The 20,665-nt window shown below is 41.9% G+C and carries 14 protein-coding genes and 1 pseudogene; 12 read left to right on the top strand and 3 right to left on the bottom strand.

The annotated features are described in order from the left end of the window. The first annotated feature begins 258 nt into the window (after positions 1 to 258). A complete protein-coding gene (locus tag HT697_RS07065; protein WP_173219327.1) occupies positions 259 to 1,308 on the top strand; it encodes an LLM class flavin-dependent oxidoreductase in 1,050 nt (349 codons plus the stop codon). Here the strand turns inward: HT697_RS07065 and HT697_RS10355 are convergent. After that, a complete protein-coding gene (locus HT697_RS10355) occupies positions 1,305 to 1,526 on the bottom strand; it encodes a hypothetical protein (protein ID WP_345789463.1) in 222 nt (73 codons plus the stop codon). The two genes, HT697_RS07065 and HT697_RS10355, sit on opposite strands and share 4 nt — an antisense overlap. Here HT697_RS10355 and HT697_RS07060 point away from each other — a divergent pair. Then, a complete protein-coding gene (locus tag HT697_RS07060; protein WP_173219324.1) occupies positions 1,487 to 3,013 on the top strand; it encodes an IS1182 family transposase in 1,527 nt (508 codons plus the stop codon). The genes HT697_RS10355 and HT697_RS07060 overlap by 40 nt on opposite strands. Before the next feature lie 236 nt (positions 3,014 to 3,249). On the opposite strand, the gene HT697_RS07055 is transcribed toward HT697_RS07060, so the two are convergent. Further along, on the bottom strand, positions 3,250 to 7,362 hold the full coding sequence (locus tag HT697_RS07055) for a pullulanase (protein WP_240147147.1): 4,113 nt from the start codon (positions 7,360 to 7,362) through the stop codon (positions 3,250 to 3,252). A gap of 513 nt (positions 7,363 to 7,875) precedes the next feature. Between HT697_RS07055 and HT697_RS07050 the strand changes: the two genes are divergently transcribed. Beyond that, positions 7,876 to 9,873 (top strand): thiol-activated cytolysin family protein, encoded by a 1,998-nt coding sequence (locus tag HT697_RS07050; RefSeq protein WP_173218054.1) that lies wholly within the window; start codon positions 7,876 to 7,878, stop codon positions 9,871 to 9,873. A gap of 257 nt (positions 9,874 to 10,130) precedes the next feature. On the opposite strand, the pseudogene HT697_RS07045 reads toward HT697_RS07050, so the two are convergent. Further along, positions 10,131 to 10,291, bottom strand: a pseudogene (locus HT697_RS07045) (helix-turn-helix domain-containing protein); the annotation flags it as partial. Positions 10,292 to 10,565: 274 nt separating this feature from the next. Here HT697_RS07045 and rpsL point away from each other — a divergent pair. The 9 genes from rpsL to HT697_RS07000 all read left to right on the top strand — a co-directional run bounded on the left by rpsL (position 10,566) and on the right by HT697_RS07000 (position 20,637). Beyond that, positions 10,566 to 10,979, top strand: a complete 414-nt coding sequence (gene rpsL / locus HT697_RS07040; RefSeq protein WP_001142332.1) for a 30S ribosomal protein S12 — start codon at positions 10,566 to 10,568, stop codon at positions 10,977 to 10,979. A gap of 19 nt (positions 10,980 to 10,998) precedes the next feature. Next, positions 10,999 to 11,469 carry a 30S ribosomal protein S7 gene (rpsG, locus tag HT697_RS07035; RefSeq protein ID WP_000087873.1) on the top strand — a complete coding sequence of 157 codons (471 nt, stop codon included), beginning with the start codon at positions 10,999 to 11,001 and terminating at the stop codon, positions 11,467 to 11,469. 278 nt (positions 11,470 to 11,747) lie between these two features. Next, entirely contained in the window at positions 11,748 to 13,829 is a 2,082-nt protein-coding gene (gene fusA / locus HT697_RS07030) for an elongation factor G (protein ID WP_000090348.1), read from the top strand. A 103-nt stretch (positions 13,830 to 13,932) separates the two neighbouring features. Next, positions 13,933 to 18,324 carry a PolC-type DNA polymerase III gene (locus tag HT697_RS07025; RefSeq protein WP_173218052.1) on the top strand — a complete coding sequence of 1,464 codons (4,392 nt, stop codon included), beginning with the start codon at positions 13,933 to 13,935 and terminating at the stop codon, positions 18,322 to 18,324. 102 nt (positions 18,325 to 18,426) lie between these two features. After that, entirely contained in the window at positions 18,427 to 18,690 is a 264-nt protein-coding gene (locus tag HT697_RS07020) for a type II toxin-antitoxin system RelB/DinJ family antitoxin (protein WP_049551202.1), read from the top strand. Beyond that, the gene (locus HT697_RS07015; RefSeq protein WP_042900272.1) at positions 18,683 to 18,961 is read left to right on the top strand and encodes a type II toxin-antitoxin system YafQ family toxin; all 279 of its coding nucleotides are present in this window, start codon (positions 18,683 to 18,685) and stop codon (positions 18,959 to 18,961) included. The genes HT697_RS07020 and HT697_RS07015 overlap by 8 nt, the downstream gene beginning before the upstream one ends. Before the next feature lie 20 nt (positions 18,962 to 18,981). Next, the gene (locus HT697_RS07010) at positions 18,982 to 19,134 is read left to right on the top strand and encodes a hypothetical protein (RefSeq protein WP_007285108.1); all 153 of its coding nucleotides are present in this window, start codon (positions 18,982 to 18,984) and stop codon (positions 19,132 to 19,134) included. 21 nt (positions 19,135 to 19,155) lie between these two features. Beyond that, a complete protein-coding gene (locus tag HT697_RS07005; protein WP_173218050.1) occupies positions 19,156 to 20,397 on the top strand; it encodes an aminopeptidase in 1,242 nt (413 codons plus the stop codon). Between the two features lie 9 nt (positions 20,398 to 20,406). After that, entirely contained in the window at positions 20,407 to 20,637 is a 231-nt protein-coding gene (locus HT697_RS07000) for a GlsB/YeaQ/YmgE family stress response membrane protein (protein ID WP_173218048.1), read from the top strand. Positions 20,638 to 20,665: the final 28 nt, after the last annotated feature.

Below are 20,665 nucleotides of genomic sequence, written 5' to 3'. Positions count from 1 at the left end.
TAGTTATCTAGGCTTTTTCTTGTGAGCAAATTGGTTGCTTGTACTCATGATTCGTGTTATACTCTTCGAAAGTCTCTTCAAATCACGTCAGCTTCACCTTGCCGTAGGTATGGTTACTGACTTCGTCAGTTCTATCCACAACCTCAAAACACTGTTTTGAGCAGCCTGCGGCTAGCTTCCTAGTTTGCTCTTTGATTTTCATTGAGTATTAGAATAATTTTTCAAATTGAAGGACAGAAATAGACAAGGATAATGGATATGGTAGAATTGGGAATTTCAACATTTGGGGAAACAACGGAGCTTGAAGGGACTGGACAGACTTACAGTCATGCTGAACGCATTCGTCAGTTGGTGGCAGAGATTGAATTGGCTGACAAAGTTGGTTTGGACGTGTATGGGATTGGTGAGCATCATCGGGAAGACTTTGCGGTATCAGCCCCAGAGATTGTTCTGGCCGCTGGGGCAGTTAATACCAAGAAAATCCGTTTGACCAGTGCAGTCAGCATTCTCTCGAGCATGGACCCTATTCGTTTGTTCCAACAGTATGCCACTATCGATGCTTTGTCAAATGGACGTGCGGAGATTATGGCTGGAAGGGGGTCTTTCACGGAATCTTTTCCCTTGTTTGGATATGATTTGAAAGACTACGAAGCCCTTTTTGATGAGAAATTAGACTTGATCCAGTTAGTCAATGAGAAGACCAGGATAGACTGGCAAGGGCGATTGACCCAAACAATCTCTGGCAAGGAAGTTTATCCTCGTCCAGTTCAGGACAAATTACCCTTGTGGATAGCGACAGGTGGCCATGTCGAATCAACAGTGAAGATTGCTCAGGCAGGTCTACCGATTGTCTATGCCATTATTGGTGGGAATCCGCGTTATTTTAAAAAGTTGATTCAGGCTTATCGTGAGATTGGTAGCGAAGCGGGTCATACCAGTAATGAGTTAAAGGTTGGGGCTCATTCTTGGGGGTGGATTGCTGAAGATGGCGAGCAGGCTGTGAAAGATTATTTCCATCCGACCAAGCAAGTAGTGGATGCTATTTCCAAAGATCGCCCGCACTGGCAGGAATTGCGTTATGAACAATATTTAGAGCAAGTTGGACCAAATGGCGCCATGTTTGTGGGAAATCCAGATCAGGTGGCAGAAAAATTGATTCGCATGATTGAAGATCTAGGTTTGGACCGCTTCATGCTCCATCTACCGCTTGGTTCCATGCCACATGATCAGGTTCTGAGAGCTATTGAACTCTTCGGCACGCAAGTGGCTCCAAAAGTACGGGCTTATTTTGCCATGAAAGAGGCTTAATAAAAAATCCTAATCAAGTTTATTAGGACAACAAATATTGTACAAAAATCAATGAGTCTGGGACAATAGTCTCTTATGTCCCCAAAAAAAGCAACGGATTTGCCGTTGCTTTTTTGCATGGTTGCGATAGTCTTGGTAAAATAGAATTGCTTAATAAACCATTTAGAAAGGCTATCCCATGCATATTCACTATAACACAAATCAAACAACTTTACCACTAGAAATCAGTTCTTTCTTGCCACAAGACCATCTCGTCTTTACTATTGAAAAAGAGGTAAATACCTTGGAGGATTGTCATTTCCACGCCTTCTATCATGCCTTTGGTCGCCCGTCTTATCACCCTAAAATGCTTGTATCTGCTCTTCTATTTGCCTATTCACAAGGGATTTTCTCTGGACGAAAAATTGAAAAAATGATGGTTGAGAATCTGGCTATGCAGTACCTAACAGGACAGTTAGTTGTCAGCTACCGCACCATCAATCGTTTTCGAGTCGCTGAAGGGATGGAAGAACTCATTCGTAATCTTTTCATCGACCTCAATCTTCGTTTAAAAATGGAAGAATTAGTGACTTTAGATTGTCTGTTTATTGACGGGACTAAGATTGAAGCTAATGCCAACAAGTATAGTTTTGTGTGGAAGAAAGCGACAGAGAAATTCTCCGCCAAACTTCAAGAACAGATACAGATCTATTTTCAAGAAGAAATCACACCCCTTATCCATCAGGCTATTAAGCTGGATGAAGAAGAACCAATTTCTTCAGAGCAGTTGCTTGCATTCGCTCAAGTTCTTGAAGAAGAATTGGAAAAACTGAACCAGGACATTGAGGAGACACCCGTTAAAGGAAAGGATGAACGTAAAACCCAGCGTCGTAAACTCAAGAAAGTCTTGCGTAAAGTCAAGGAGGATTTTTCAGTACGTGCTGAAAAATATGAGAACTATCAGGAGACATTTGAAGGGCGTAACAGTTTTTCCAAAACCGATCCAGATGCCACTTTTATGAGAATGAAAGAAGACCATATGAAAAATGGCCAACTCAAGGCTGCTTATAATCTTCAAATCGCTACTGAAAACCAATTTGTTCTTCACTATGATGTCTTTTCAAATCCGACAGATACCAAGACTCTTCTCCCCTTCCTTGAAACCTATCCGCATGACTTGAAGACAGTTGTCGCAGATGCTGGATATGGAAGTGAAGAGAACCTCCTTCGTTTAGATGAAAAGCAGGTAAACCATCTGATTAAATATGCCGTGTTTGATAAGGAACAAAAGAGAAGGTATAAACAGTCAGCTAAAAACTTATCGAATTGGCACTATAATGACAAGGAGGATAGCTACACACATCCTGATGGCTGGTGCTATCGTTTTCACCATATCAAACATCAGAAAACACAGACGGACTTTCAACAGGAAATCAAGGTTTACTATGCTGATGAACCTAAATCAGCCCCTCGAAAGGGACTGTATATGAACGAACGCTATCAAAACTTGAAAGCTAAAGAATGTCAGGCGCTTTTATCTCCTGAAGGTAGACAGATTTTCGCTCAACGTAAGATTGATGTGGAACCTGTCTTTGGGCAGATAAAGGCTTGTTTGGGTTACAAGAGATCTAATCTGAGGGGCAAGCGTCAAGTGAGAATTGACATGGGATTGGTACTTATGGCTAATAACCTCTTAAAATACAATAAGAGAACGACTCAAAATTAAAAAGCTAGAGTTCCACAATTGAAAATCTCTAGCTTTTTTGTGGTCGAGAACTATTTTGTCTCAGGCTCATTGTTCTATAGGAGGGCTAGTTTAGTTCTCTTTTTTGTTTTTTAGCAAGAACCTGAGATCTAGGAGCGCAAGGAGACTAATTCCTGCAAACAGGAGTTTGTGATCGTTGAGCTTCCTGTATTTGGATTGGCTATATCTAGCTATGCAAAGGTTATACAGTAGCAGTTTTAGCTAACCCATTCACCGTTTTCATTGACCAAATAGCCTTCAACTCTTGTATTAACTGCAAGTTTACCTGATGAATCAACATAGTACCATTTGCCAGAAACTTCAAACCATTGATTTTCTTTCATAGCTCCTGATGGCTCAAGATAGTACCAAGTATCTCCATCCTTAACCCAACCGGTTGACATAGAGCCGTTACTATTTAGGAAGTACCAAACATTGCCATCTTTTACCCAACCAGTTACCATAGAGCCATCATCTTTTAGATAATACCAAGTATCTCCATCTTTCACCCAACCAGTAGCTAGAGAACCGTCTGCTTTATGGAAATACCAGATGCCATTTTCTTGTTTCCAACTAGCTTTAGTTGTCTGATTTGGAGTTTCCGATTTCTTATTTGTATAAGCTGGGGTGTAGGAAGTTACAATAGCTTGTGTAGAAGTAGCTGGAAGTGATTGAGTATTACTGTCCTTATGTGGCTTCTCAGCTTGTGAACCAGTTGTAGCTTGGCTAGGTTTATTTTCTGCATCAGCTACTGTTGCAGATGGTTTAGTAGAATCAGGTTTAGTTTGTGGAGCTGGATCTTGATGTGCAGGGTGAGAAGCTTCATTTTGATGTTCAGGCTTGGAAGGGCTTGAGTCTGGTTTCTCTTCTGCAGTTGACTCATGGTTAGTTCCATTTTGAGAGACTCGAAGAACAGTAGCTGTAAGGGCATTTAATTTCAAGCCTTTTTCAGTCCATTCAAGTCCTTGAGGGTTGGCAATTCCGACTGGCCCTGCTTGGTTTTCATCTGCCAAAACTTCAGCATTTCTGAGGTGGGCAAAGGCAGTTCCCAAATTAAATTCGCGGGCTTTTTCATCCGCATTGACAAAGACTGCGTAGATATCACCGTTTGGAGCAGTAATTTGGTAGCCAATTACTACATCCTCTTTTTCTACACCATTTTGACCTGGGACAGTGATGAGGTGGACACGGTCTTTGATATCTTGGAGACTTTTAAGTCGGAAGGCATCTGTAGATTGACGAAGGGCAATCAAACCTTTCATATAGTCACGGCTCTTGACATTTTCAGGATATGCTTTTCCATCTGTAGCCTTAGTCCAGTCAAACTTGTTAATAGCATCACTCGAATCGTAAGAGTCATGGATGAAGTAAGGATAGTCAAATGGATTGCCATCCTTATCACGCAACAAGTGAGATTTGTTTGGTTGTTTATCCTCTGCTACTGGAGTCTTGTAGGCCGGGTCACGGAATTGTTTGGTACGCCCGTATTCCTGACCAGAGTGGATAAACGGAGTTCCTTGAGCTGTCAAGACCATGAGGTTTCCAAGTCGCAAACGACGGTGGATTTCAGCATAGTTCTCAGCCTTGCTTGGGTCTTTTTTGATAGACTGGGCAATGATGTCAAAGAGGGTCAAGTTATCATGGGCTGCGATGTATTGGATGACATCTCCAGGACTGTCTGCTTCAAAGTTGGTTGGTTGAGCAATGAGATTTTTGAAGACAGTGTTGACATCACGCTTGCCACCTGTGATAAAGGCAGGTTGACCTTCGTTTGGATAACCAGATTTGAGGTTGTTACGGATGTCATCTGAAAAGACAGCGACAGTATCGGTATGTTTCATCCAATCTTGGTCAGCAGCTTTAGTAGGCATATTTTCATCACCAGCATAGGTTCTCCAACCTTCACCCAGCATGATGAGGTTTGGATTGAGGGCGCGTGCAGCCTTGTAAGCTTCTTCGATAGAAGCGGCGTCATGGTCTCCCATCATATCGAAGCGGAAGCCATCCACTTTGTAGGTATCAACTAGATATTTGATAGAATCAACTAGTAGGCGTTTGGTCATATGGTGGGTTGTCCCTAAACGTCCACCACCAAAGCTAGTGCGAGGTATCCCATCAGCATCCATAAAGTGGTAGTAGTTTGGCTCTAAATCTTCAAAGATATCGACTTTGGCTGTATGGTTGTAAACTACGTCCAGGATAGCTCCCATGCCACGTTTGTGGATCTCATTGATGAGGTTTTTAAACTCTGCGATTCGTTTTTCTGGATTTTTAGGATCGCTTGAATACATACCAGTCAAGGAGAAGTAGTTTTGAGGATCATATCCCCAGTTGTAGTTGCTGTTGCTTGAAGCATAGTCAGACAAGCGTTCATGATTTTTTAATTCATTGACAAAGTAGTAAGACAAGACTGGAAGGAGCTGGATGTGGGTCACACCCAAGTCTTTGAGGTAGTCTAGTTTTTCAATAAAGGCTTCAAAGGTACCAAATGGTTTGGTCAAGTCTTTTGCAATGGCAGGATCTGAAGTGAAGTCACGCACATGAGCTTCGTAGATAACGGCATCTTCACGAGTCTTGAAGTTGTGAATCTTACCATAAGTTAAGTCTTGCGGTCCTAGTTTGGCTGGATCTACAAAGGCAGCTTTAGCCACTTTATGGGCATCGTCTGTTTTTGCAAGATCGCTGTTCCAAGCAGCGAGAGATTTAGCGTAAGGATCGAGTGCAAGAACAGTTTTCCCTTGACGCTCGATTTGGTATTGATAATAGTATCCAGTGAAATCTTTGATGCCTAATTTGTTTGTGCTATCTAGAGTTTGTTTCCAAGTTCCTCTTTCCCCTTTTTCAAGAGCGACAGTTCCAACTACTTTTTCAGGGTCATTCTTGTCGTAGACAACAACAGAAACCTTATCAGCACTTGGTGACCAAAGGGTCAAATCAACTTGTTTTCCTTCTTCTTTTAAGTCAGCTCCAAGTTTGCCATCATAGCTGTAAGTCTCATCTTTAAGACGCCAGCTTGTTTTGGTAGTGAAGTGGTCGGAATTGTAGCTAACAGTATAGGGATGTTTTGTGTCAGAGAAATCTCCGCTGTAGGTCACTTTCTTACCAGCTTCATCGATTGCAACATCGGTGATAGTTACTTTGTTTCCTAGGTGATTAGTGATGTTGGAGTGTTTGAGGATATCCTCTTTTTTAGCACCAACAAGTGTTGAAAAACTACTTTCAATGCTAGACGTTCCTACGTGTTGGGCACCTGTCATACGGATATCATGAACATAGTATGGATTTGTGTAAATCGATTCATCATCGTCTTTTAGGAAAATTTGGCTATGATTTTTCAAATCTGTGAACTTATAATCTTCTTTACGGATTTTCACGTCGTCTCCTTGTTTGCTCTCATCTAGTAATAAAAAGCCGAATTCTTTGGCGGCATCCTTAAGAGGGATGTCGATATAGCGACCATATTTGCCTGTAGCCGTAAAGTCTGTTCCGTCAGGCCATTGAGCGCTACTTGGATTTTTCACATCTCCCCAGTACCAGAGAGATTTCTTGTCATAGTTGCCATCCGTGCGGTAGTAGTTGACGCGAACAGTTCCTGCAGGTTGTGGTTCGTAAGAGAAAACCTTATAATCTTGGTCCAACCAAGCCTCGTTCATTTTTGGAACTAGTTTTTCTACAGATTTATCGCCGGTTAGATTTTTTCCAGCTGTATTGTTGATGAGGAAGCTAATTTTCTTGGCTTGTTCTCCCTTTAATTTGACATCTAGATAGTAGCCGTAGTCATCTTTCTTGGCATCCTTAAAGGACAAGGCTCCGTTAGGCCAGTTTTCAGAAGGCTTTTCAACATCATCCCAAGTCCAAAGTCCTTGAGCATCCTTGTTTTCTTCAGGAAGTTTTTTGACATGGATACGGAAGTAGTTGTCTTCGATTGGCTCTTCTGCCTTAGTTTCAGTTGCTACTGGACTGGTAGAAGTAGTTGGCTCACTTGAACGATCTTGTCCGGTTTGCGGTGCTGAATCGGCTGGGCTTGCAACAGGAGTAGTTGGCTCTGTTACAGGTTTTTCTTCTTTTTTCTCTAGGGAAGCGTTCGCATTTTCAGGTAAAGAGATGTCACTTTTCTTCTTACCGGAGTTATCTACTGTATCAGTAGTTGGTTGAACAATAGTGTTCGGTGCTTCTGTACTAGCTGTTGTACTTTCGTTGGCTGAGATAGTTGGCGTAGCCATAGCAAGTAGGACAAGGCTTGCTCCAATAAGGACAGAACCAGTTCCATTTTTGAGGGAACGGATGCTGTAGACCATTTTTTTCTCAGTTTGAGCTGGTGTTTTTCTCATAATGATTCTCCAATCAATAAATTTCTATATCAGTATAGCATGTAGTAAAACAAGATGCAAGCGTTTTCTTTGATTTGTCAAAGAAATTCTTACTTTTGAGAAGTTTTCCGTACTATTTTATATATCAGTATAAATAATGGAAATAATACTCAATGAAANNCGGCAAGGCGACGTTGACAGTATAAAAATGTCACATAAGACAAGACGTATTATTAGGAAGATGATGTGTTTTCAGCTATTTTTATTCAGAAATTGATTTCTAATATTTCTTTAAAAAGTTCATCTAGCGAAACTATAAATAGGAAGAGAAAAAGCTAGCGCTTCTCAAGTTTTATCTAGTTTCCAAACTATAGTATTTACTGGAAATCTAAAGAAAATATCAGAAAAATTCAGCAAACGTTTTCTTCTTATTTTCTTGACTTTTTTGCTGGTTTGTGCTTGACTTTTGCTTGAAATTTGATAGACTATAGACAAATAGGAAAACGTATTCATTTAAAAACGGAGGAATAAGGAATGAATCAAGAAAAACGTTTGCATCGCTTTGTCAAAAAGTGTGGACTCGGTGTGTGTAGTGCTGTTGTTGCGGCCTTTTTATTGAACGCTCAGGGAGTAGCTTTGGCTACAGAGCAAGGGAATCGTCCAGTTGAGACAGAAAACATTGCTCGTGGAAAACAAGCTAGTCAAAGTTCTACTGCTTATGGAGGAGCTGCTACACGAGCAGTGGATGGTAATGTTGATAGTGACTATGGGCACCATTCTGTAACGCATACAAACTTTGAAGACAATGCTTGGTGGCAAGTTGATCTTGGAAAAACAGAGAATGTTGGAAAAGTTAAACTTTACAATCGTGGAGATGGGAATGTAGCTAATCGTCTTTCCAATTTTGATGTTGTTTTGTTAAATGAAGCAAAACAAGAAGTTGCTCGTCAACACTTTGATAGTTTGAATGGGAAGGCAGAACTTGAAGTTTTCTTCACAGCCAAAGGCGCTCGTTATGTAAAAGTGGAGTTGAAAACTAAAAATACCCCATTGAGCTTGGCAGAAGTGGAAGTATTCCGTTCAGCAACAACTCAAGTTGGACAGGATAGAACTACACCAGTAGTAGATCAAAAATCAGCATTGAAAGACTACCTTTTTGGCTTAACTTATAATCCTTTGGATATTTTAACTCGCAAGGGAGAAACCTTAGAAAATCGCTACAACACAAGTGCTAAGGAACAAAATGGAGAGTTTGTCGTTGTAGAAAAAATCAAGAAAACTCTCTCTACAGGCACAGCAGATGTTTCCATCAATGGAAATCAAAATGTCTTCCTAGGTGGCTTGTATAAGGCAAACCAAAATCTGCTAGAAAATCAGCCAGAATTGATTAGTCTTGCCCGTGCAAAGGGGACAGTCAGCGTCGATTTACCTGGTATGATTCAGTCTGACAGCCGAATTGAAGCAGATCCTACAACTAGTGGTATGCAGTCTGCGATGAATACCTTGGTTGAAAGATGGACAAAGAATTACTCATCTAGCCATTCCGTTCCTGCCCGTGTTCAGTATGAATCAACTACAGCCTATAGCATGAACCAATTGAAAGCAAAATTTGGTGCAGACTTTGAAAAAGCAGGTGCACCGCTCAAGATTGACTTTGAGGCTGTGCAAAAGGGTGAAAAGCAAATTGAAGTTGTAAACTTTAAACAAATCTACTATACAGCGACATTTGATGCACCGACCAATCCAGCGGCTGTATTTGACAAGAGTGTGACACCTGAAGATTTAAAACAAAGAGGTGTTGATTCACAAACTCCACCTGTATATGTATCAAATGTTTCTTACGGACGTCAAATCTATGTTAAGTTTGAGTCAACAAGTAAGTCTACTGAATTAAAAGCAGCTATCAATGCGGTTATCAAAGGCGCAACAATTGCTCCAAATTCTGAATGGAGCCGTCTATTGAAGAATACTTCTGTAACAGCGGTAATTGTAGGAGGTAATGCTAGCGGTGCCGCCAAAGTTGTCACAGGAACAGTCGAAAACTTGAAGGAACTCATCAGAGAAGGAGCTAACTTTAGCGCTCAAAGTCCAGCTGTGCCAATCTCATATAAGACTGCCTTCCTAAAAGATAATGCCCAAGCAACTTTACAAAATAGTACAGACTATATCGAAACGAAGGTGACTTCTTACAAAAATGGCTTCTTGAAACTTCATCATAAGGGTGCTTATGTTGCGCGTTACTACATCTATTGGGATGAAATTACATATGATGAACAAGGAAATCCAGAAATCCGTTCACGTCAATGGGAAGATAACGGAAAAAACAGAACTTCAGGCTTCCAAACAGAGATTCAATTTAAAGGAAATGTCCGTAATCTTCGTATCAAGGTTCAAGAAAAGACGGGTCTTGTATGGGAACCATGGCGTACAGTTTACAACCGCACAGACTTACCACTAGTACAACAGCGTACAATTACACATTGGGGAACAACTCTAAACCCTAAAGTTGATGAAAAAATTGTGAATGAGTAACGATTTGATTTACTTGATTCGATAGTAAACAGTGAAGAGGAGGAACTTTGATTTCTCCTCTTTTATGATTGGCTTTTGAGAGAATGAAAAGGGTAACTTCTATAGCAGATTGAAACTAGAATAGTACGTTGTTGCTATTAAAACATTTCTAGAAATTAAGTTGACTTTCCCAATAGATTTGTTCATGTCTTATTTCAATTCAATATAAAACTAACTTCCAGTTTTCCACAACCTAGCTTTTAGTATGAGAAAAACGCGTTGTTACAGACATAAGGAGCTTTTTGAGAAGTGGGCAATCCGTACAATCAGATTTGACGGATGTTGGATGCATGATGCGATTGCGCTTGATTTCTTTTGAAATCGTTGACGGATCTTTTCCCATCTTCTCAACGATGGAACGGAAAGTCTCACACTTAATTCCACCATAAAAATCCGTTTTAGACTAATTTCCACTTCGGTTAGGTAAGTGGAAGTTACTTTGAGAAGTTACGTAGCGAAAAGATTAACAATAAAAAAGAAAAATATCTTGACAAGCAAGGGGAAATTTTGTTACAATAATAGACGGTACTTTTTACTTTTGGTCTCTCAAGAGTGTACAGGGACGTGCTGACAAATGTTGCAAAAGTACACACAGATGATAGCTGTCACCAAGTGTATCATCACCAAAAATAAAAAAACACAGGAGAATGTAGATGCCTACAATTAACCAATTGGTTCGCAAACCGCGTAAATCAAAAGTAGAAAAATCTAAATCACCAGCTTTGAACGTTGGTTACAACAGTCATAAAAAAGTTCAAACAAACGTTTCTTCACCACAAAAACGTGGTGTTGCAACTCGTGTTGGAACAATGACACCTAAAAAACCTAACTCAGCCCTTCGTAAATTCGCTCGTGTACGTTTGAGCAACCTTATCGAAGTTACTGCCTACATCCCAGGTATCGGACACAACTTGCAAGAGCACAGCGTGGTTCTTCTTCGTGGTGGACGTGTAAAAGACCTTCCAGGGGTACGTTACCATATCGTCCGTGGTGCACTTGATACTGCAGGTGTTAACGATCGTAAACAAGGCCGTTCTAAATACGGTACTAAACGTCCAAAAGCATAAGGAAAGGGGATAAAGAGAAATGAGTCGTAAAAATAGAGCTCCAAAACGTGACGTATTGCCAGATCCGCTTTACAATTCACAACTAGTTACTCGTCTTATCAACCGCGTTATGCTTGATGGTAAACGTGGTACAGCTGCTTCAATCGTTTACGGTGCCTTTGAGCAAATCAAAGAAGCTACTGGAAACGATGCACTTGAAGTATTTGAAACAGCTATGGAAAACATCATGCCTGTACTTGAAGTACGTGCACGCCGTGTTGGTGGTTCTAACTACCAAGTCCCAGTTGAAGTTCGTCCAGAACGTCGTACAACACTTGGACTTCGTTGGTTGGTAACAATCGCTCGTCTTCGTGGTGAACACACAATGCAAGACCGTCTTGCAAAAGAAATCTTGGATGCTGCTAACAACACTGGTGCAGCTGTTAAGAAACGTGAAGACACTCACCGTATGGCTGAAGCTAACCGTGCATTCGCACACTTCCGTTGGTAAGATTAAGATACTAAGGGCGTTAAAAAAGCGACTGAAAATTAGGAAACTTGACGAAGAATCGAAGATTCTAGGAGAGTTTATCTATTTTCCGAGCTTTTAGCCTGGGTTCAAATTAGCTAAATCGATTAGTATTAGCTATAACTCAACTTACCAGCTCGTAAGTTGAAACCAACAATAGCATGAAAACATTGAGAACGGGTAGGTCCTGCCTATCCGTTTTTATTAAAATCGTGTTATAATAGAATAGAAATCAAAAATAAATAGGAGAAACAAACCTCATGGCACGCGAATTTTCACTTGAAAAAACTCGTAATATCGGTATCATGGCTCACGTCGATGCTGGTAAAACAACTACAACTGAGCGTATCCTTTACTACACTGGTAAAATCCACAAAATCGGTGAAACTCACGAAGGTGCGTCACAAATGGACTGGATGGAGCAAGAGCAAGAACGTGGTATCACTATCACATCTGCTGCAACAACAGCTCAATGGAACAACCACCGCGTAAACATCATCGACACACCAGGACACGTGGACTTCACAATCGAAGTACAACGTTCTCTTCGTGTATTGGATGGTGCGGTTACCGTTCTTGACTCACAATCAGGTGTTGAGCCTCAAACTGAAACAGTTTGGCGTCAAGCAACTGAGTATGGAGTTCCACGTATCGTATTTGCCAACAAAATGGACAAAATCGGTGCTGACTTCCTTTACTCTGTAAGCACACTTCACGATCGTCTTCAAGCAAATGCACACCCAATCCAATTGCCAATCGGTTCTGAAGATGACTTCCGTGGTATCATCGACTTGATTAAGATGAAAGCTGAAATCTATACGAACGACCTTGGTACAGATATCCTTGAAGAAGACATCCCAGCTGAATACCTTGACCAAGCTCAAGAATACCGTGAAAAATTGATTGAAGCAGTTGCTGAAACTGACGAAGAATTGATGATGAAATACCTCGAAGGTGAAGAAATCACTAACGAAGAATTGAAAGCAGGTATTCGTAAAGCAACTATCAACGTTGAATTCTTCCCAGTATTGTGTGGTTCTGCCTTCAAGAACAAAGGTGTTCAATTGATGCTTGATGCGGTTATCGACTACCTTCCAAGCCCACTTGACATCCCAGCAATCAAAGGTATCAACCCAGATACAGACGAAGAAGAAACTCGTCCAGCATCTGACGAAGAGCCATTTGCAGCTCTTGCCTTCAAGATCATGACTGACCCATTCGTAGGTCGTTTGACATTCTTCCGTGTTTACTCAGGTGTGCTTCAATCAGGTTCTTACGTATTGAACACTTCTAAAGGTAAACGTGAGCGTATCGGACGTATCCTTCAAATGCACGCTAACAGCCGTCAAGAAATTGACACTGTTTACTCAGGTGATATCGCTGCTGCCGTTGGTTTGAAAGATACTACAACTGGTGACTCATTGACAGATGAAAAAGCTAAAATCATTCTTGAGTCAATCAACGTTCCAGAACCAGTTATCCAATTGATGGTTGAGCCAAAATCTAAAGCTGACCAAGACAAGATGGGTATCGCCCTTCAAAAATTGGCTGAAGAAGATCCAACATTCCGCGTTGAAACAAACGTTGAAACTGGAGAAACAGTTATCTCAGGTATGGGTGAGCTTCACCTTGACGTCCTTGTTGACCGTATGCGTCGTGAGTTCAAAGTTGAAGCGAACGTAGGTGCTCCTCAAGTATCTTACCGTGAAACATTCCGCGCTTCTACTCAAGCACGTGGATTCTTCAAACGTCAGTCTGGTGGTAAAGGTCAATTCGGTGATGTATGGATCGAATTTACTCCAAACGAAGAAGGTAAAGGATTCGAATTCGAAAACGCAATCGTCGGTGGTGTGGTTCCTCGTGAATTTATCCCAGCGGTTGAAAAAGGTTTGGTAGAATCTATGGCTAACGGTGTTCTTGCAGGTTACCCAATGGTTGACGTTAAAGCTAAGCTTTATGATGGTTCATATCACGATGTCGACTCATCTGAAACTGCCTTCAAGATTGCGGCTTCACTTGCCCTTAAAGAAGCTGCTAAATCAGCACAACCAGCTATCCTTGAACCAATGATGCTTGTAACAATCACTGTTCCAGAAGAAAACCTTGGTGATGTTATGGGTCACGTAACTGCTCGTCGTGGACGTGTAGATGGTATGGAAGCACACGGTAATAGCCAAATCGTTCGTGCTTACGTTCCACTTGCTGAAATGTTCGGTTACGCAACAGTTCTTCGTTCTGCATCTCAAGGACGTGGTACATTCATGATGGTATTTGACCACTACGAAGATGTACCTAAGTCAGTACAAGAAGAAATCATTAAGAAAAACAAAGGTGAAGACTAATCTGTCCTCACTTTAGAAGGAAGTCACTTAGTGGCTTCCTTTTGTCTTTAGAAAATACCTCTAAATATGGTAAAATAGTAGGAGAATAATGTGAGGAAAATGAATGTCAAATAGTTTTGAAATTTTGATGAATCAACTGGGGATGCCTGCTGAAATGAGACAGGCTCCTGTTTTATCACAGGCTGATATTGAGCGAGTTGTGGTTCATAAAATTAGTAAGGTATGGGAGTTTCATTTCGTATTTTCTAATATTTTACCGATTGAAATCTTTTTAGAATTAAAGAGAGGTTTGAGCGAAGAATTTTCTAAGACAGGCAATAAAGCTGTTTTCGAAATCAAGGCTCTGTCTCAAGAATTTTCAAATCAACTCTTGCAGGCCTATTATAGAGAGGCTTTTTCTGAGGGGCCATGTGCTAGTCAAGGTTTTAAGTCCCTTTATCAAAATTTGCAAGTTCGTGCGGAGGGCAATCAGCTCTTTATTGAAGGCTCTGAGGCGATTGATAAGGAGCACTTTAAGAAAAATCATCTTCCTAATTTAGCCAAACAACTTGAAAAATTTGGTTTTCCAACTTTTAATTGTCAAGTCGAGAAGAATGATGTGCTGACTCAAGAGCAGGAAGAAGCATTTCATGCTGAAAATGAGCAGATTGTTCAAGCGGCCAATGAGGAAGCGCTCCGTGCTATGGAACAACTAGAACAGATGGCACCTCCTCCAGCGGAAGAGAAACCAGCCTTTGATTTTCAAGCTAAAAAAGCTGCAGCTAAACCGAAGCTGGATAAGGCAGAGATTACTCCTATGATTGAAGTGACGACGGAGGAAAATCGTTTGGTCTTTGAAGGGGTTGTTTTTGATGTGGAGCAAAAAGTGACCAGAACAGGGCGTGTTTTGATCAACTTTAAAATGACGGACTACACTTCAAGTTTTTCGATGCAAAAGTGGGTTAAGAATGAGGAAGAGGCTCAGAAATTTGATCTCATCAAGAAAAATTCTTGGCTCCGTGTTCGTGGGAATGTGGAGATGAATAACTTCACACGCGATTTGACTATGAACGTGCAAGACGTGCAGGAAGTTGTTCACTATGAGCGGAAGGATTTAATGCCAGAAGGAGAACGACGGGTTGAGTTTCATGCTCATACTAATATGTCGACCATGGATGCTCTACCAGAGGTAGAAGAAATCGTTGCGACAGCTGCTAAGTGGGGACACAAGGCGGTTGCCATCACAGACCATGGAAATGTTCAGTCCTTCCCACATGGCTATAAGGCGGCTAAGAAAGCGGGAATCCAGCTGATCTATGGTATGGAAGCCAATATCGTGGAGGACCGTGTTCCTATCGTTTATAACGAAGTGGAGATGAACTTGTCGGAAGCGACCTACGTGGTCTTTGACGTGGAAACGACAGGCCTTTCAGCCATCTATAATGACTTGATTCAGGTTGCGGCTTCTAAGATGTACAAGGGGAATGTCATTGCTGAATTTGATGAATTTATCAATCCTGGACATCCTTTGTCAGCTTTTACTACTGAGTTGACTGGAATTACAGATGATCATGTCAAAAATGCCAAACCACTGGAACAAGTTCTGCAAGAATTTCAAGAGTTTTGCAAGGATACGGTCCTAGTTGCCCACAATGCTACCTTTGACGTTGGATTTATGAATGCCAACTATGAGCGTCATGGTCTGCCAAAGATTAGTCAGCCAGTTATTGATACACTTGAGTTTGCTAGAAATCTCTATCCTGAGTATAAACGTCATGGTTTGGGACCTTTGACCAAGCGTTTTGGTGTGGCTTTAGAACATCACCACATGGCCAATTACGATGCGGAAGCTACAGGTCGCCTGCTTTTCATCTTTATCAAAGAGGTGTCAGAAAAACATGGTGTGACTGATTTGGCTAGATTAAACATTGATTTGATTAGTCCAGATTCTTATAAAAAAGCTCGGATCAAACATGCGACCATTTATGTCAAGAATCAGGCAGGCCTAAAAAATATCTTTAAACTGGTTTCTTTGTCCAATACCAAATACTTTGAAGGGGTGCCACGGATTCCGAGAACGGTTTTAGATGCCCATCGGGAAGGTTTGATTTTAGGTTCAGCTTGCTCTGAAGGTGAAGTTTTTGATGCAGTCGTTTCCCAGGGTGTGGATGCAGCGGTTGAGGTGGCCAAGTATTACGACTTTATTGAGGTCATGCCACCAGCTATCTATACTCCCTTGATTGCCAAGGAGCAGGTCAAGGATATGGAAGAACTCCAGACCATTATCAAAAGTTTGATAGAAGTGGGAGACCGCCTTGGCAAGCCTGTTCTGGCTACGGGAAATGTCCACTATATCGAACCAGAAGAAGAGATTTACCGTGAAATTATCGTCCGTAGTTTGGGACAGGGGGCGATGATTAACCGAACTATCGGTCATGGGGAACATGCCCAACCAGCTCCTCTTCCCAAGGCTCATTTTCGAACGACCAATGAGATGTTGGATGAATTTGCCTTTTTGGGAGAGAAATTAGCTCGGAAATTGGTCATTGAAAACACCAATGCCTTGGCAGAAATCTTTGAACCCGTTGAGGTCGTTAAGGGGGACTTGTACACACCTTTCATTGACAAGGCGGAAGAAACGGTCGCTGAATTGACCTACAAGAAAGCTTTTGAGATTTATGGAAATCCGCTGCCAGATATCGTTGATTTGCGGATTGAAAAAGAACTAACCTCTATTCTGGGGAATGGGTTTGCTGTGATTTATCTGGCATCGCAGATGCTGGTGCAACGTTCCAATGAACGGGGTTACTTGGTGGGTTCTCGTGGGTCTGTCGGATCTAGTTTCGTTGCGACCATGATTGGGATTACGGAGGTCAATCCTCTCTCCCCTCACTATGTCTGTGATCAGTGTCAGTACAGTGAGTTTATCACAGATGGTTCGTACGGTTCAGGATTTGATATGCCCAATAAGGACTGTCCAAACTGTGGTCATAAACTCAGCAAAAACGGACAGGATATTCCTTTCGAGACCTTCCTTGGTTTTGATGGGGATAAGGTTCCTGATATTGACTTGAACTTCTCGGGAGAAGACCAGCCTAGCGCCCACTTGGATGTGCGTGATATCTTTGGTGAGGAATATGCCTTCCGTGCGGGAACGGTTGGTACGGTAGCTGCCAAGACTGCCTATGGCTTTGTCAAGGGTTACGAGCGAGATTATGGCAAGTTTTATCGTGATGCAGAGGTTGAACGCCTCGCTCAAGGTGCAGCTGGTGTCAAGCGAACAACGGGACAACACCCGGGGGGAATTGTTGTTATTCCTAACTACATGGATGTCTACGATTTTACGCCTGTCCAGTATCCAGCGGATGACGTGACGGCTGAATGGCAGACCACTCACTTTAACTTCCATGATATTGATGAGAACGTCCTCAAACTCGATGTACTGGGACATGATGATCCGACCATGATTCGGAAACTTCAGGATTTGTCTGGGCTTGACCCTAATGAAATCCCTATGGATGACGAAGGCGTGATGGCCCTCTTTTCTGGGACTGATGTGCTAGGAGTAACTCCTGAGCAAATCGGAACGCCTACGGGTATGTTGGGGATTCCCGAGTTTGGAACAAATTTTGTACGTGGAATGGTAGACGAAACACATCCGACCACCTTTGCGGAATTGCTTCAGTTGTCTGGTCTGTCCCACGGTACTGACGTTTGGTTGGGAAATGCCCAGGATCTGATTAAGCAAGGAATAGCGGACCTATCGACTGTTATCGGTTGTCGGGACGACATCATGGTTTACCTCATGCATGCGGGTCTGGAACCTAAGATGGCCTTTACCATTATGGAACGGGTACGTAAGGGATTGTGGCTCAAGATTTCCGAAGAGGAACGCAATGGCTACATCGAAGCCATGAAGGCTAATAAGGTACCAGAGTGGTATATCGAATCCTGTGGGAAAATCAAGTACATGTTCCCTAAAGCCCATGCGGCAGCCTACGTTATGATGGCCCTGCGTGTAGCTTACTTCAAGGTTCATCATCCCATTTATTACTACTGTGCTTACTTCTCTATCCGTGCTAAGGCATTTGATATCAAGACCATGGGGGCGGGCTTGGATGCCATCAAACGCAGAATGGAAGAAATCTCTGAAAAACGGAAGAACAATGAGGCCTCTAATGTGGAGATTGACCTCTATACAACTCTTGAGATTGTCAATGAAATGTGGGAACGTGGTTTCAAGTTTGGAAAACTCGATCTCTACCGTAGTCAGGCGACAGAGTTCCTCATCGACGGGGATACCCTCGTCCCGCCATTTGTAGCAATGGATGGTCTGGGAGAAAACGTTGCTAGGCAGTTGGTTCGAGCGCGTGAAGAGGGAGAGTTTCTCTCTAAAACAGAACTACGCAAACGCGGTGGTCTCTCCTCAACCTTGGTTGAAAAGATGGATGAAATGGGGATTCTGGGCAATATGCCAGAGGATAACCAGCTCAGTTTGTTTGATGAGTTGTTTTAAAAAAATTGTTTAATCATCTATCCAAAGAGGCTCATGTATATCTAATAGATTTACATGAGCCTTCTTTTTTGTTAAAATAGTCTATAGAAAGAGGGTGAGAGTATGTCAAAGACGAGTATGAGTATCCGTTTGGATAGTGAGGTCAAGGAGCAGGCCCAACAGGTGTTTAGTAATCTGGGAATGGATATGACAACAGCTATTAATATTTTCCTTCGTCAGGCTATTCAATATCAGGGATTACCTTTTGATGTTAGACTAGACGAAAATCGGAAGTTGCTCCAAGTGTTAACGGATTTAGACCAAAATCGTAATATGAGCCAGTCTTTTGAATCAGTTTCTGACTTGATGGAGGATTTGCGTGCTTAAGATTCGTTATCATAAACAGTTTAAAAAAGATTTTAAGTTGGCTATGAAGCGTGGTTTGAAGGCAGAATTATTAGAAGAAGTTTTAAATTTTCTTGTTCAAGAAAAAGAACTTCCTGCTAGATATCGTGATCATCAATTGACGGCATCCAAGCATTTTCAAGGAGTTCGTGAATGCCATATCCAGCCAGATTGGCTTTTGGTTTATAAAGTAGACAAGGAAGAATTGATTTTAAATTTGCTTAGGACAGGAAGTCATAGTGATTTGTTTTAATAAATTTTAAGGGGGTTCTCATGAAACTAAGAATTTTTGCGGAAGATAAGCCGGCTGAGAAGGTGTTTGAGTATCAATTGGAACTTGCTGATCGTACAATCCTTCTATCGACAGCACTCTTGTCAGGTGCTATTGCTTTAGCAGGAATCTTTTCTGCTTTGAAAGAAAAATAAAAATAGAAAAGAGAAAACAGAATGGTTTTACCAAATTTTAAAGAAAATCTAGAAAAATATGCGAAATTATTGGTTGCGAACGGAATCAATGTGCAACCTGGTCACACTTTGGCTCTCTCTATCGATGTGGAGCAACGTGAGTTGGCTCACTTAATCGTCAAAGAAGCTTATGCTTTGGGTGCACATGAGGTGATCGTTCAGTGGACAGATGATGTGATTAACCGTGAGAAATTCCTCCATGCGCCGATGGAGCGTCTGGACAATGTGCCAGAATACAAGATTGCTGAGATGAACTATCTTTTGGAGAACAAAGCTAGCCGTCTTGGAGTTCGTTCTTCTGACCCAGGTGCCTTGAACGGAGTGGACGCTGACAAGCTCTCAGCTTCTGCCAAAGCTATGGGACTTGCCATGAAGCCAATGCGCATCGCAACGCAATCTAACAAGGTTAGTTGGACTGTAGCAGCCGCTGCTGGACTTGAGTGGGCTAAGAAAGTCTTTCCAAATGCTGCGAGCGATGAAGAAGCAGTCGATCTTCTTTGGGACCAAATCTTCAAAACTTGCCGAGTCTACGAAGCAGATCCTGTTAAGGCTTGGGAGGAACATGCAGCTATCCTCAAGAGCAAGGCCGATATGCTTAATAAGGAGCAATTTTCAGCCCTTCACTACACAGCGCCAGGGACAGATTTGACCCTTGGTTTGCCAAAGAACCACGTTTGGGAATCAGCTGGTGCTATCAATGCCCAGGGCGAAGGCTTCTTGCCAAATATGCCAACTGAAGAAGTCTTCACAGCACCTGATTTTCATCGCGCAGATGGTTATGTCACTTCTACAAAACCGCTTAGCTATAATGGAAATATCATCGAAGGCATTAAAGTAACCTTCAAGGATGGACAAATTGTGGATATCACTGCAGAAAAAGGCGATCAAGTCATGAAAGACCTTGTCTTTGAAAATGCGGGTGCGCGTGCCTTGGGTGAATGTGCCTTGGTACCAGATCCAAGCCCAATTTCTCAGTCAGGTATTACCTTCTTTAACACCCTTTTCGATGAGAATGCTTCAAACCACTTGGCTATTGGTGCAGCATATGCGACTAGCGTAGCTGGTGGAGCGGAGATGAGCGAAGAAGAGCTTGAAGCTGCGGGGCTTAACCGTTCAGATGTTCACGTAGACTTTATGATTGGTTCTAGTCAAATGGATATAGATGGTATCCGTGAGGATGGGACAAGTGTACCACTCTTCCGTAACGGAGATTGGGCAAATTAAGGAGATAATATGTTAGGAAGTATGTTCGTTGGTCTCCTAGTGGGATTTTTAGCAGGTACTCTGACTAATCGTGGAGAGCGAATGGGATGTTTTGGAAAAATGTTTCTAGGCTGGATTGGTGCCTTTATAGGGCATTTGCTTTTTGGGACTTGGGGACCAATTATATCAGGAACAGCCATTATCCCAGCGATTTTAGGAGCTATGATTGTTTTAGCTATTTTCTGGAGACGAGGAAGTTAATTTCTTAAATCTGATACTCAATGAAAAT

The organism is Streptococcus sp. 1621 (genome assembly GCF_013276615.1).
Classification (GTDB): Bacteria; Bacillota; Bacilli; order Lactobacillales; family Streptococcaceae; genus Streptococcus.
This window is presented reverse-complemented; position numbering and strand designations above follow the sequence as displayed.

Excerpts from the sequence above, each read along its gene's own strand:
- HT697_RS07025 (WP_173218052.1), top strand. The coding sequence starts at position 13,933 with ATGTCAAATAGTTTTGAAATTTTGATGAATCAACTGGGGATGCCTGCT.
- HT697_RS07060 (WP_173219324.1), top strand. The coding sequence starts at position 1,487 with ATGCATATTCACTATAACACAAATCAAACAACTTTACCACTAGAAATC.
- HT697_RS07055 (WP_240147147.1), bottom strand. The coding sequence starts at position 7,362 with ATGAGAAAAACACCAGCTCAAACTGAGAAAAAAATGGTCTACAGCATC.
- HT697_RS07020 (WP_049551202.1), top strand. The coding sequence starts at position 18,427 with ATGTCAAAGACGAGTATGAGTATCCGTTTGGATAGTGAGGTCAAGGAG.
- HT697_RS07000 (WP_173218048.1), top strand. The coding sequence starts at position 20,407 with ATGTTAGGAAGTATGTTCGTTGGTCTCCTAGTGGGATTTTTAGCAGGT.
- rpsG (WP_000087873.1), top strand. The coding sequence starts at position 10,999 with ATGAGTCGTAAAAATAGAGCTCCAAAACGTGACGTATTGCCAGATCCG.
- HT697_RS07010 (WP_007285108.1), top strand. The coding sequence starts at position 18,982 with ATGAAACTAAGAATTTTTGCGGAAGATAAGCCGGCTGAGAAGGTGTTT.
- fusA (WP_000090348.1), top strand. The coding sequence starts at position 11,748 with ATGGCACGCGAATTTTCACTTGAAAAAACTCGTAATATCGGTATCATG.
- HT697_RS07050 (WP_173218054.1), top strand. The coding sequence starts at position 7,876 with ATGAATCAAGAAAAACGTTTGCATCGCTTTGTCAAAAAGTGTGGACTC.
- HT697_RS07065 (WP_173219327.1), top strand. The coding sequence starts at position 259 with ATGGTAGAATTGGGAATTTCAACATTTGGGGAAACAACGGAGCTTGAA.
- rpsL (WP_001142332.1), top strand. The coding sequence starts at position 10,566 with ATGCCTACAATTAACCAATTGGTTCGCAAACCGCGTAAATCAAAAGTA.
- HT697_RS07005 (WP_173218050.1), top strand. The coding sequence starts at position 19,156 with ATGGTTTTACCAAATTTTAAAGAAAATCTAGAAAAATATGCGAAATTA.